The organism is Pseudomonas wuhanensis (assembly GCF_030687395.1).
Lineage (GTDB): Bacteria > Pseudomonadota > Gammaproteobacteria > Pseudomonadales > Pseudomonadaceae > Aquipseudomonas > Aquipseudomonas wuhanensis.
In genome coordinates this window covers 6,274,062-6,287,463 of record NZ_CP117430.1, presented here as the reverse complement: position 1 = coordinate 6,287,463, position 13,402 = coordinate 6,274,062, and the positions used below count along the sequence as shown (strand labels likewise).

General features: G+C 60.1%; 10 protein-coding genes. 5 read left to right on the top strand and 5 right to left on the bottom strand.

Annotated elements, in window-relative coordinates:
• Positions 1-61: 61 nt before the first annotated feature.
• The 4 genes from PSH88_RS28950 to rfbC all read right to left on the bottom strand — a co-directional run bounded on the left by PSH88_RS28950 (position 62) and on the right by rfbC (position 4,409).
• Positions 62-517 (bottom strand): thioesterase domain-containing protein, encoded by a 456-nt coding sequence (locus PSH88_RS28950; RefSeq protein WP_305424186.1) that lies wholly within the window; start codon positions 515-517, stop codon positions 62-64.
• Between the two features lie 40 nt (positions 518-557).
• Positions 558-1,952, bottom strand: coding sequence for a sigma-54-dependent transcriptional regulator (locus tag PSH88_RS28945; protein ID WP_305424185.1), 1,395 nt, complete (start codon positions 1,950-1,952; stop codon positions 558-560).
• On the bottom strand, positions 1,949-3,757 hold the full coding sequence (locus tag PSH88_RS28940) for a sensor histidine kinase (protein ID WP_305424184.1): 1,809 nt from the start codon (positions 3,755-3,757) through the stop codon (positions 1,949-1,951). Before PSH88_RS28940 ends, PSH88_RS28945 begins: the two co-directional genes overlap by 4 nt.
• A gap of 106 nt (positions 3,758-3,863) precedes the next feature.
• Complete coding sequence (gene rfbC / locus PSH88_RS28935) at positions 3,864-4,409, bottom strand: dTDP-4-dehydrorhamnose 3,5-epimerase (RefSeq protein ID WP_305424183.1); 546 nt, start codon at positions 4,407-4,409, stop codon at positions 3,864-3,866.
• Between the two features lie 178 nt (positions 4,410-4,587).
• Between rfbC and PSH88_RS28930 the strand changes: the two genes are divergently transcribed.
• The 4 genes from PSH88_RS28930 to PSH88_RS28915 all read left to right on the top strand — a co-directional run bounded on the left by PSH88_RS28930 (position 4,588) and on the right by PSH88_RS28915 (position 10,180).
• Positions 4,588-7,500 (top strand): aminotransferase, encoded by a 2,913-nt coding sequence (locus PSH88_RS28930; RefSeq protein WP_305424182.1) that lies wholly within the window; start codon positions 4,588-4,590, stop codon positions 7,498-7,500.
• 233 nt (positions 7,501-7,733) lie between these two features.
• Positions 7,734-8,612: an N-carbamoylputrescine amidase gene (gene aguB / locus PSH88_RS28925; RefSeq protein ID WP_008068730.1), complete on the top strand. Its 879-nt coding sequence runs from the start codon at positions 7,734-7,736 to the stop codon at positions 8,610-8,612.
• Between the two features lie 3 nt (positions 8,613-8,615).
• Entirely contained in the window at positions 8,616-9,722 is a 1,107-nt protein-coding gene (gene aguA, locus PSH88_RS28920; protein ID WP_305424181.1) for an agmatine deiminase, read from the top strand.
• A 245-nt stretch (positions 9,723-9,967) separates the two neighbouring features.
• Positions 9,968-10,180, top strand: a complete 213-nt coding sequence (locus PSH88_RS28915; protein ID WP_305424179.1) for a hypothetical protein — start codon at positions 9,968-9,970, stop codon at positions 10,178-10,180.
• Between the two features lie 193 nt (positions 10,181-10,373).
• On the opposite strand, the gene PSH88_RS28910 is transcribed toward PSH88_RS28915, so the two are convergent.
• The gene (locus PSH88_RS28910; protein ID WP_305424177.1) at positions 10,374-12,467 is read right to left on the bottom strand and encodes a TonB-dependent receptor; all 2,094 of its coding nucleotides are present in this window, start codon (positions 12,465-12,467) and stop codon (positions 10,374-10,376) included.
• A gap of 254 nt (positions 12,468-12,721) precedes the next feature.
• On the opposite strand from PSH88_RS28910, the gene PSH88_RS28905 reads away from it, so the two are divergent.
• A complete protein-coding gene (locus PSH88_RS28905; protein WP_305424175.1) occupies positions 12,722-13,393 on the top strand; it encodes a DsbA family protein in 672 nt (223 codons plus the stop codon).
• The last annotated feature ends 9 nt before the right edge of the window (positions 13,394-13,402 follow it).

Genomic DNA, 13,402 nt, shown 5'->3' with positions numbered 1-13,402 from the left:
TGCGTCCAGTGACGCGGAGCGTCACGGGCTGCATTCCCACGCAGAGCGTGGGAACGATCAGTCATCGGTGCAGCACGTACTGTCCCACGAACTTCACCGCATCCTCGTCACTCCCGGCATTCACAATCCGCGAATGCAGTGTCAACCGGGCCCGCCCATACCGCTCATACGTGGCCAGAAACTTCTTCCACACCGCTGCACTCGGTGCCCGGCAAATCGCCGTTGCGTCCATGGTGACCGGCAGCGGGTAGCTGATCTGCCCTTCCTGAATCACGATGTGCCCGTCTTTAATGCCTTCTTCGTGCAAACGCAAATGCAGCCAGCCCCAGCCGGCCAGTACTGCGCCGCAATACAGGCTGCCACCGAACATGGTGCTTTTGTGATTGACGTTGGCTTCCAGCGGCAGGTGCAGGCGCAGTTGTTGGTCGTGCCAGTCGAGCACTTTGAGGCCCATCTTCCGCGTGAGGGGAATGTCGTGATGGAGGATCGATTCCAGGTGACGACTGTCGCGGTTCATTCACGGGCCTTTTGTTTGAAGGGGATGATTTTACGGTAGCTCAATCAAGGTCGTCGGTGTGGCTGCTGGCGCCGGCATCGGCGAAGTTCAGACCATGCTTGCGCAGCTTGTCATGCAAGGTTTTGCGCGGAATGCCGAGCGCTTCGGCGAGGCTGCGCACGGAGCTGTGAGAGCGCGCCAGTTCAGCGGCAATCAGGCTCTTCTCGAAGTTCTCCACTTGCTCGCTCAGACCGCCACTGACCACTTCAATCGTGCTGCCGACGCCGCCATCCGGCGTGTTGTTGTCCAGCGCCAGTTCCAGGCCCAGGGCAAAGCGTTCGGCGGCATTCTGCAGTTCTCGCACGTTGCCTGGCCAGGTGTGACGTAGCAGCAGCGCCCGGTGCCCCGGTTGCAATTCGTGAGGCGGCAAGCCGTGGCGCGCGCTGGCTTCGTCGGCGAAATGCTGGAACAGCATCAGCGCATCTTCGCCCCGCTCGCGCAGCGGCGGAATGCGTAGCGGCGCGACGTTCAGGCGGTAATACAAGTCGGCACGGAAGCGGCCCTGATCGGCGGATTGACGCAGATCTTCCTTGGTCGCGGCGATGATGCGGATGTCCAGCGGGATCAGCTGGTTGCCACCCAGACGCTCGACGACCCGCTCTTGCAGCAAGCGCAGCAGTTTCACCTGCACATCCAGACTCATGCTTTCGATTTCATCGAGGAACAACGTGCCGCCGTTGGCGAATTCGAACTTGCCGATGCGGCGCTTCTGCGCGCCGGTAAACGCACCGGGCTCGTGACCGAACAGCTCGCTTTCCACCACTGACTCGGCAAGAGCCCCGGCGTTGATCGCCACGAACGGGCCGTTACGCCGACTCGACAGGTCGTGCAACGCGCGGGCCACCACTTCCTTACCCGCACCGGTTTCGCCGAGGATCAGCACGTCGGCCTTGGTCGCCGCCAGCGCACCGATCTGCTCGCGCAGGCGCAGCATCGGCGCTGAATGCCCGACCAATCGAGCACTCAGTTCGTTGCGATCGCTCAGGGCCAGACGCAGGCTACGGTTGTCCAGTACCAGCCGGCGAAGGTCCAGAGCACGACGTACGCTGTCGAGCAGAGAGTCGCTGGCGAAAGGTTTTTCCAGAAAGTCATAAGCCCCGGCGCGCATGGCTTGTACCGCCAGCGGCACATCGCCGTGGCCGGTGATCAGCAGCACCGGCAGCTCCGGGTCCTGGGCGTGGAGTTCGGTCAGCAGTTCGAGACCGTCCATGCCCGGCATGCGGATGTCGCTGACCACTACCCCCGGCCAGTCGCGTTCCAGTTGCCCGGCCAGGCCCTTGGCTTCAGCCAGCGGCAGGATCTTCAGGCCGGCCAGGTCCAGGGTCTGGCTCAGGGCCTGGCGCAGGTGGGGATCGTCGTCGATCAACACGACCTGGATGCGGTTGTCGATGGTCATGCACTTCGGTCCTCGGACGGTTGCAGGCTCACACCCGGTGCGCCTGCGCGCAGTTTCAGGGTAATCAGGGCGCCGCCTTCCTTGTGGTTGGAGAACGACAGTTCACCACCGAAGGCGCGCATCAGGGTGTCGCAGATCGCCAGCCCCAGCCCAAGCCCCTGAGTGCGGGTCTTGGTGGTGTAGAAGGGCTCGCCGGCACGACCCAGCGCTTCCATACAGAACCCGGGGCCATTGTCGCGAATGTACAGATTGACGCCATCGGTGGTGGATTCGGCACTCAACCAGAGTTTACGCGGCGGGCCTTTTTCCGTCAGGGCATCGAGGGCATTGGCCAGCAGGTTACCGAGTACTTGGCGCAGACGGGTTTCTCCGGCCTCGACCCACAGGGTGGCGGCCGGCAGGTCACGGATCAGCTCGACTTCCATGCTCCGTCGACGCTTGGCCAATAACGCCAGAGCGTCGTCCAGTGCCGGTTGCAGGGCCACGCTTTCCGGGGCGTGACGATCACGTCGGGCGAAGGCGCGCAGGTGGGCGATGATCGAGGCCATGCGCCCGGTCAATTCGCTGATCAGCTTGAGGTTGCCGCGAGCATCCTCGGTGCGCTGATGATCGAGCAGCACTTCGGCGTTTTCCGCGTAACTGCGGATCGCCGCCAGCGGTTGGTTGAGTTCATGGCTGATGCTTGCCGACATCGTCCCCAGCGCCGAAAGCTTGCCGGCCTGCACCAGGTCATCCTGCGCGCGCACCAATTCCTGCTGGGCGTGTTCGCGCTCCAGCACTTCTTGTTTCAGTCGACGGTTGAGGCCTTCGAGGTCGCTGGTCCGTTCGGCGACCCGGCCTTCCAGTTCATGGCGAGCCTTGCCTTCGAAGGCGATCCGCTCCAGGTAATGGCGTCGGCGTTGCATCATCAGGCCGAGCAGCAGCATCAATACCAGCAGCGTTGCGCCGCCGATGGCCACGACCGTGCGCACCGGGCGGTCGATCAGGGTACGCGGCGCAAGGATACTGACGCTCCAGCCGGTTTCTTCGATCTGCCGGGTTTGGGTCAGCCAGGCGTTGGCGTCGAGACTCAACGGCTTGGGATCGCGGGTGGGGTAGGGTTGAATCGCGGTGATGGCCTCACGCTCTGCGTCGCTCAATGGGCGTGTCGAGCGGAAACGCCACTCGGGCCGCGACGTGAGGATGACCACGCCATTGTGGTCGGTGACCAACAGTTGCTCCGGGGTTTTGCCCCAGAGGCTTTCGGTGTGGTCGAGATCCACCTTGATCACCAGCACGCCGATGATTTTTTCGCGATCACGTATCGCCGCCGCAAAGAAGTAACCGCGTTTGGCCGAGGTGGTACCCAGGCCGAAGAAGCGCCCCAGACGCCCGGCCATGGCTTCGCTGAAATAAGGACGGAAAGCGAAATTGCGGCCGACGAAGCTGTCGTGTTTGTCCCAATTGGAGGCAGCCAGCGTCTTGCCGGTGGTGTCCATCAGGTACATGACTTCGGCACCGGTCTGGGCACTGATGTTTTTCAGCAGGCGATTGGCATTGCCCTGAATCACGCCCTCGTCGGGTGCGGCTAATGTCGCACGCAGGGCGGGCAGCTCGCCGAGAATCTGCGGCAACACTTCATACCGATGCAGGGTACCCAGCAGGTTGGCGACGTAGAGGTCGAGAGTCTGACGGTTCTGGCCGGCCAGTTCGCTGCGGTAGTAACGCTCGGCCAGATGTTCCAGCGGCCACAGCAAGGGCGCCAGGCACAGCGCGAGCAGCGCCAGGCTGCGCCAGCGGGGTCTGCGGGGAAGGGTCGGTGTCATGAGCATCAAGCGCCTGTGGGTACAGACGCATTATGCCTAGGCTTGCGGGCGCAGTCTGCGCACCTTGGATCAAGTGCGCGCTGGCGGTGAAAATTCACACAGGAATTCAGGAAAAGACTTCAGCGTCCTTGAAGAACGCGGCGGACTGATCTTTAGCTGACAGCTTCGGTGCTTCGTCCAGCTGCCAGTCAATACCCAGATCCGGATCGTCCCAGCGAATGCTGCGCTCGGCCGACGGGGTGTAGTAGTCGGTGGTCTTGTAGAGGAACTCGGCGAAATCGCTCAGCACCACGAAACCATGGGCAAAACCTTCCGGCACCCAGAGTTGGCGATGGTTGTCGGCGGACAGGCGCACAGCGACCCATTTGCCGAAATTAGGTGAACTGCGGCGAATATCCACCGCCACATCCAGCACTTCACCGACGGTGACACGGACCAGTTTGCCCTGAGTGTTCTCCAGTTGGTAATGCAAACCGCGCAGTACGCCTTTTTGCGAGCGGGAATGGTTGTCCTGAACGAACTGGGTGTTCAGGCCGGTTGCCTCTTCGAAAGCCTTGGCGTTGAAGCTCTCATAGAAGAAGCCGCGCTCGTCACCAAATACCTTGGGTTCGATGATCAGAACACCGGGCAGGTCGGTGGTGACTACATTCATGGTGTTTCTCCAGCGATAGGCGTGATGGGTCGACATTCTTACGCAAAGTGGCAGCGGGTGCGAGTGGGGCGATGAAGAGAGTTGCGCGGGCATTTGATTCGCGCCAACCAGGAAGGGGGTTGCGTATCGCCCCAAGCAATGGCGATATAAGCGCCTAATAAAATTTCAGGGGGTTTGTATGCCGCTCGCCACGTTGATTCACCGCGCCAGTCTGCCCAGCCCGCAGGTATCTGCGGCGCAAGCGCTTGAGCTGCTGGAAGAGCATTACGGGCTGAGCGGGCGGTTGCAGGCGCTTGGGAGCCAGCAGGATCTCAACTATCGGGTCGACAGTGATCAGGGGCGTTTCGTCCTGAAAATCTGCCGTGGCGATTATTCGGCGCTGGAGCTGCAAGCCCAACACGCAGGGCTCAAGCATCTGGCTGAATATTCTGGCGTGCAGGTGCCACGAGTTATCCCTGCCAAAAACGGCCCAGACTTGCTCTCCTTGGAGGTCGGTGGCCAAGCGGTGCATATGCGCCTGCTCGATTACATCGACGGCCAATCCCTGACGCACCTTGATCATCTGAGCCATTCAGTGGTTGCCGGTTTCGGTCGACTCTGCGGGGAAATGGATCTGGCGCTAGCCGGTTTTGATCATCCGGGGCTCGAGCGCACCCTTCAATGGGACGCCCGCCACGCCAATGCGTTGATCGCGCATTTGCTGCCGGTGATCAAGGATGAGCGGCAACGAGCGTTGCTTGCTGAAGCGGCTGGACAAGCCGATCGCCATTTGCAGCCTCTGGTGGATAAGTTGCCGGTGCAGGCGATTCACATGGACATCACTGACGACAACGTGGTCTGGCAGCGGGATTCGCAGCGCCAATGGCAGTTGCAGGGCGTGATCGATTTCGGTGACCTGGTCCGAACCTGGCGGATCACCGATCTGTCGGTGACTTGCGCCGCGCTGCTGCATCATGCCGACGGCGATCCGTTCTACATTTTGCCGGCGGTTCGGGCTTATCACGCGCTCAATCCGTTGCAGCATGAAGAGTTGCTGGCGCTCTGGCCGCTGATCGTTGCGCGTTCGGCGGTGCTGGTGCTGAGTGGGGAACAGCAGGTCAGCATCGATCCGGGCAACGAGTACAGTCGCGACAACCTGACCCATGAGTGGGAAATATTCCGCGTTGCCACGTCGGTGCCGTTGGCGTTGATGGAGGCGGCGATTCTTACTGCGGTGGGTCAAAGCCTGCCGAGCATCGGCAGTGAAAGTTTTGCTCCATTGTTGCCGAGTCTGGTGGGGCGTGAGTTTGCGTTGATCGATCTGGGCGTGCTCAGTCCGCATTTCGAGGCCGGTAACTGGGAGCAAGAGGGGATCGACCAGCGTCTGCTGACTGAGGCCGCAGCGGCTCACGGTCTCGCGGCCAGTCGTTATGGGCAATACCGACTGTCTCGCACCCGGCCAGATTGTGCCAGCGAACCGGACACATGCCCATTACACGTAGAGTTGCGAGTGCCCCACGGCACGGCGGTTGAGTCGCCGTTTGCCGGGATGGTTCATTCGCCGACAGAGGGTGTGCTGCAACTGGATGGTCCGCAACTGAGTGTTCGTCTGTGGGGCGTGACTCCATCTCTGCACACCGGCGCGGCGCTGGTCAAAGGCCAGGTGCTGGGTTCGGTCAGCGGGCCGTTGATCGTGCAGTTGTGTCGAAGCGCTCAGCTCGACGTGCCGTTGTTTTGCACGCCATCGCGCGCAGCAGCCTGGCAGGCGTTGTGTCCTTCACCTGCCGCGTTGCTGGGCCTGGCCTGCGATGCGGAAGAGGAACTCGACCCGCAGACATTGCTGGCCCGCCGTGACGCGAGTTTCGCTCGCTCCCAGAAGCACTATTACGTCGACCCGCCACGCATCGAGCGTGGCTGGCGCAATCACCTGATCGACATGCAGGGCCGCTCTTACCTCGACATGCTCAACAACGTCGCGGTCCTGGGTCATGGACATCCGCGCATGGCTGCCGTCGCCGGCCGGCAGTGGTCGCTGCTCAACACCAACTCGCGTTTTCACTACGCGGCGATTGCCGAGTTTTCCGAGCGTTTGCTGAAGCTGGCCCCGGACAATATGGATCGGGTATTTCTGGTCAACAGCGGTACCGAGGCCAATGACCTGGCGATTCGTCTGGCCTGGGCCTACAGCGGCGGTCGCGACATGCTCAGCGTGCTGGAGGCGTATCACGGTTGGTCGGTGGCGGCGGATGCGGTCTCGACCTCGATTGCCGACAATCCCAAGGCCTTGAGCAGCCGTCCCGACTGGGTGCATCCGGTGACCGCGCCAAACACCTATCGCGGTGAATTCCGTGGTGTCGACAGTGCACCGGACTACGTGCGCAGCGTCGAACACAATCTGGCGAAAATCGCCGAGCAAAAGCGCCAATTGGCCGGTTTCATCTGCGAGCCGGTGTACGGCAATGCCGGCGGTATCTCACTGCCGCCGGGCTATTTGAAGCAGGTCTATGCGCTGGTCCGCGCTCAGGGCGGGGTGTGCATCGCCGATGAGGTGCAGGTCGGTTACGGCCGCATGGGCACATTCTTCTGGGGCTTCGAGGAGCAGGGCGTGGTGCCGGACATCATCACCATGGCCAAAGGCATGGGTAACGGCCAGCCGTTGGGCGCAGTCATTACCCGTCGGGAAATTGCTGAAGCGCTGGAGGCCGAGGGTTACTTTTTCTCGTCGGCCGGTGGCAGCCCGGTCAGTTGCCGGATAGGCATGGCGGTGCTGGATGTGATGGAAGAAGAAAAACTCTGGGAAAACGCCCAGGTTGTGGGCGGGTATTTCAAGGAGCGTCTTGAAGCGTTGATCGACCGGCATCCGTTGGTGGGGGCGGTGCATGGTTCCGGCTTCTATCTGGGCGTGGAGTTGATCCGCAATCGAGAAACCCTGGAGCCCGCGACTGAAGAAACCACGGCGTTGTGCGATCGCCTTCGTGAGTTGGGGATCTTCATGCAGCCGACAGGCGATTACCTGAACATTCTCAAAATCAAGCCGCCGATGGTTACGTCGCGTCAGAGCGTGGATTTCTTTGTCGACATGCTGTCGAAGGTGTTGGACGAAGGGTTGTAGATCGATCCAGCTGTCAACGCGGGCTAATGTGTGAGTCGAGGTATAGTTCGATTGTTATCGGGTTTAAGAGAGTAATTTTAGACAGAAGGAATATTAATAGCTTTAAAAGCCGATTTTTATCGGCTATAAAGTCGTCACTGCCCACGGTGTGGACGAACCACGCCCGGTGCTGCCTCTTTCTGTCATCGGTCGATGCCATTCTCGACCTCAAGCACTTGCCCAGGAGATGATTCATGAGCCGTATCGTTACCGTCGCCGCTACCCAGATGGCCTGTTCCTGGGACCTTGAAGCCAACATCGAAACCGCTGAGAAGCTGGTCCGTGAGGCTGCGGCGAAAGGCGCGCAAATCATCCTGATCCAGGAACTGTTCGAGGCGCCGTACTTCTGCCAGAAACCGAACCCTGATTACCTGCAGCTGGCCACGACGGTCGAAGACAACGTTGCCATCAAGCACTTCCAGAAAGTCGCCAAAGAACTGCAGGTTGTTCTGCCGATCAGCTTCTACGAACTGGCCGGCCGCGCGCGTTTCAACAGCATCGCGATCATCGATGCCGACGGCAGCAACCTCGGGATTTATCGTAAAAGCCACATCCCGGACGGCCCTGGCTACCACGAAAAGTACTACTTCAACCCGGGCGATACCGGCTTCAAAGTCTGGAATACCCGTTACGCGAAAATCGGCGTGGGCATCTGCTGGGATCAGTGGTTCCCTGAGTGCGCCCGCAGCATGGCGCTGCAAGGCGCGGAAATCCTGTTCTACCCGACCGCCATCGGCAGCGAGCCACACGACAAGACCATTTCATCCCGCGACCACTGGCAACGCGTGCAACAAGGCCATGCCGGCGCCAACCTGATGCCGCTGATCGCCAGCAACCGCATCGGTAACGAAGAGCAGGACGGCTACGACATTACCTTCTACGGCTCGTCGTTCATCGCCAACCAGTTTGGCGAGAAAGTCCAAGAGCTGAACGAAACCGAAGAAGGCATTCTGGTTCACAGCTTTGACCTCGATGAGCTGGAGCACATCCGCAGCGCATGGGGCTCGTTCCGTGACCGTCGCCCGAACCTGTACGGCGCGATCAAAACCCTCGACGGTTCCCTGGAGTCCTGAACCATGACCACTTTGAACAGCACCCCTCGCACCGACGGCTTTTATATGCCAGCCGAATGGGCACCACAAACACAGACCTGGATGGTCTGGCCCGAGCGCCCGGACAACTGGCGCCTGGGCGGCAAACCGGCGCAAGCCGCGCATGTGGCGGTGGCCAAGGCCATCGCGCGTTTCGAACCGGTGACCGTGGCGGTCTCCGCTGGCCAGTACGAAAATGCTCGTGCCCGTCTCGACGTGCCGAATATTCGTTTGGTGGAGATGTCCAGCGATGACGCCTGGGTTCGGGATACAGGCCCGACGTTCGTCATCAATAACCGCGGTGAAGTCCGTGGTGTGGATTGGGACTTCAATGCCTGGGGCGGTTTCGACGGTGGTCTGTATTCGCCGTGGAACCGTGACTCGCAGGTAGCGGGCAAGATCCTCGAAATCGAGCGCAGCCCTCGCTACCGCACCGAAGGTTTTGTGCTCGAAGGCGGCTCGATCCATGTCGATGGCGAAGGCACCCTGATCACCACCGAAGAATGCTTGCTCAACCGCAATCGCAACCCGCACATGGACCGTGCGCAAATCGAAGCGGTGCTCAGCGCAAATCTGGCTGTGGATAAGATCATTTGGCTGCCGGACGGTTTGTTCAACGACGAAACCGACGGCCATGTGGATAACTTCTGCTGCTACGTGCGTCCGGGTGAAGTGCTGCTGGCCTGGACTGACGACCCGCAGGATCCGAACTACCCGCGCTGCCAGGCGGCAATGGAGGTGCTGCAAAACAGCACCGATGCCAAGGGGCGCCCATTCACGGTGCACAAGATGCCGATTCCTGGGCCGCTGTACGCGACCGAAGAGGAGTGCGCAGGCGTGGATCCGGTAGACGGCACTCAGGAACGCAATCCGACCGTTCGTCTGGCCGGCTCTTACGTGAACTTCCTGATCGTCAACGGCGGCATCATCGCGCCGAGCTTTGACGACCCATTGGACGGTCCGGCCAAAGAGATTTTGCAGGCTTTGTTCCCGCAACACGAAGTGGTCATGGTGCCAGGTCGCGAACTGTTACTGGGGGGCGGTAACATCCACTGCCTTACCCAACAACAGCCCGCACCGCACAAGGAGTGAGTGCGGTCGTAACAGCTTGAGTTGATTGAAGAATCGATTGAGCAACGATTTAGCCTCGTCGTTTCATGGAAAGCCCGCAGCCCATCAGGACTGCGGGTTTTTTTGTATCCACTTGTCGACACTTCGAAAACATTGGCACAGCTCTTGTATCTTCGATGGCGCAACATGGGGAGGGAGAGAACTTCGATGTTCTGTCATAAACCTTGGATAAGTTAGCCGCTCACAAACCAGGAGAGAGCGCTGAGATGAACGCCGAAATGAACGTCGTGAGCGAGCGGGCACTGCATCCCCTGGCAGTTAACAGCGAGTCGCTCCAGGTCTTGGCGCAGTGGTTGAAGTCCAATGGAACGCGTCAGATCAGGGAACCTGATCCGCGCCGGACGATGATCGAGCGCTACCCCGCTGGTTTATTCAGCGAGGCGGAACTGGAAGCACTGTGGGATGTGATGGAAGGATAAGAAGAAAAACAACGGATTGATAAAAGCGCTGCCGGGAAGGCGGCGCTTTTTTATGGGTGAAGGTCTTTATGGTTGATCGTTCCCACGCTCTGCGTGGGAATGCCTCACCGGACGCTCCGCGTCCATAGGGGACGCAGAGCGTCCCTGGCTGCATTCCCACGCAGAGCGTGGGAACGATCAACCGGTGGTAGCTTTAGAAGCTGTAAGTCCCGGTCACCACCAGGCTCCGTGGTGCGCCTGGTTGAATCTGTGCCGCACTGGTGGCCGAGGAGAAATACTCGCGATCGGTGATATTGTTCAGTGCCGCTCGCAAATCCCAATCTTTCTGCCGGAACCCGGCCAATGCATCCCAACGGCCATAGCCTGGCAGCACGGTGGTGTTGAGGTTGTCGGCGTAACGTTGACCCACCAGGGTCAAACCGGTTTCGGCGTACCAGCCCATTTCCGGTTTCCAGGTCAGGAACAGGCTGCCGTTGTGTTTGGCGACGTTGCTGATGCGTTTGCCTTCGAAGCCGTTGTTGTCCTTCTCGACCGTTGCGTCCTGCACGCCCACGCCACCGCGCACGTACCAGTTGCCAGCGATCTTGCCGGTACCGGTCAGCTCGATTCCGCGGGAACGTTGCACGCCGGTGAGCAGGGTCACGGTCGGATCGTTCGGGTCGCTGGTGCGACGGTTGTAAAGTTCCAGCTCATAGATCGCCAGCGTAGTGCTCAGGCGATCGTCGAGCCAGTCGCTCTTCACGCCGATCTCCTTCTGCTTGGTCAGCTCGGGGCTCAGGTCGTTGCTGTTGCCGGCCGCGCCTGGGGTGATGCCGATCAAGCCGCCACCGACCGGGGAAAAGGTCTTGGTCCAGGACGCGTAGAAGGAATGATTCTGCAGCGGCGTCCAGACCACGCCTACCCGTGGGCTGGTGCTGTGGCTGTCACGATCTTCGGAAATGCCCCGCAGCTTGTTGGTCGACTCGATATCAAAGGTGTCATAGCGCAAACCGGCGAGCAGCTGCCATTGATCATTCAGACGCAGTTGATCTTGCACGTACACCGCACGGCTTTCGACTTCGGTGTGGGTGCTGCTCGACACCTGCATGCGTCCGGTATGGCGCAAGTCGCGATTTGGGTTGTACAGATCCAGCGCCGGTACCGGCGAACTACCGCGCCCGGAGGTTGCTGCGTTATACAACGTCGGATCGCGACGCTGGCTGCCGATCTCGATGCCGGTCAGCAGGCGATGCTCCAGGCCGAAGGTGTCGAAGCCGCCTTCCAGTTCGACGTTGTTATAGACGTTGCGGGTGGTGAGGTCCTGCTGCCAGTGCTGGCGTGTGACCTTGTTGGTCGCGGGGGTATAACCGGTCAGGTAGGTGTTGTCGAAATCGCTGTTGAGCTTGAACACACCCAGGGTATGACGCAGCTGCCAGTTGTCGCTGAGTTCATAGCTGAGTTTCGAACGCAGGGATTGTGATTTGTCGTCGATGAAATCGTGCTCGCTGCCGTAGGTCGTGTCCCGTCCTACGTCCGCCGGGCGCCCGTTGACCCCGGGAATGCCGCGATCCGGCGTACGGTTGTAGCGGCTGTATTCGTACTGCACCAGCCAATTGAGGTCGGGCGTCAGTTGCCAGCTCATGGACGGCGCGAACAGTTGGCGATTGCCACTGACGCCATCGCGAAAGCTGTTCTGGTCCATGTTGCCCATGTTCAGGCGCAGGCTGATGTTCTCGCTCGGGTCGGTGCTGAGGTCGGCATACAGGCTGCGCAGATCGTCGCTGCCGCCTTGGGCTTCAAGGGTCGAACGGCGGCCGAACTCCGGAAGCTTGCTGACCCGGTTGACGATCCCGCCCTGGCTGCCACGGCCATACAACACAGCGGCGGGGCCTTTAAGGACTTCGATGCGTTCGATGTTGTGCAAGTCGCGCACGTACTGACTGTCGTCACGAATGCCGTCGAGGTAGAAGTCGTTGCTGGCGTCGAAACCACGGATGCGCAGGCTGTCGAAGCGGGTATCGGCGCCACTGCTGACGTTGGGAATGCCGCTGAGTGCCGTGCCCAGATCGTTGGTGCCGTAATCTACGACGTTCGCTGTTTTTACCGAATCGATGGCCTGCGGCACGTAACGCACCGGTGTAGCCGTGCGAGTGGCAGTGCTGGTTTCCTTTACGCGTGGATCGTCAGCTTGTGCTTCGGCGCTGATCGAGGTCTCGGGTAAAACGGTTGTGGCGGCGCAGGTAAAACCCGCAGACAGGAAAGCAGAAAGCCCAAGGGTGACGGGCGTAAGGCGGAAGGGGGCAGGCATCTGAAGCGCATCCGGAAGGGTAGAGAAATTCGAGGGCGCGAATGGTAATGCTTGTTATTTGCTTCCGTTAATTATTCTTGAACGGTTCCTGCGTTTGATTGTTTCAAGTTGTGTCGTGATTGATACGAAAGTATTGGAGGTGTATTCGACCGATTCATGAAACAGACTGAAAACCATTCCAGCGTTTTTCCGAAACTGTCTGGGGATTAATCTGCCGACATTGAGTTTTCCTACTTTGTTGCCGGAGTCTTCCCATGATCCTTCACTACATTTACGACCCTTTGTGCGGCTGGTGTTACGGCGCCAAACCATTGGTCCAGGCTGCCCAAGCCGTATTGCCAGTGATCGCCCACGGTGGCGGCATGATGACCGGCGCCAACCGCCAGACCGTTTCGCCACAACTGCGCAATTACGTCATGCCCCATGACCGACGCATCGCCGAGTACACCGGTCAGCCGTTTGGTGAGGCGTATTTTGAGGGTCTGCTGCGCGATGAGACGGCGGTGTTCGATTCCGCGCCGCCGATTGCCGCCGTGCTGGCAGCCGAGCAGATCGCAGAGCGCGGTCTTGAATTGCTGGGGCGTCTGCAGGCGGCTCATTACGTGGAAGGTCGACGCATTGCTGATAACACCGTGCTGCTGGAACTCGCCACACAAATAGGTCTTGAGCCCGAAGCCTTCCAACAGGCGTTTAATGAAGCTGACACTGATCGCCATATCAAAGACAGCCGCGCACTCTTGGCCAAGGTCGGCGGTCAGGGTTTCCCGACCTTCGCGCTGGAACAGGATGGCCAGTTCATCCTGGTCGACATCGGCCCGTGGCTCGGCAAGCCGCAAGCCTTCGCCCACTGGTTGAGCCAGTCACTTACGGCAAAAGAGTCTTCACACGCGTTTCAAGCCTGTGGCCTCGACGGCTGCGCCCATTGAATTCACCTG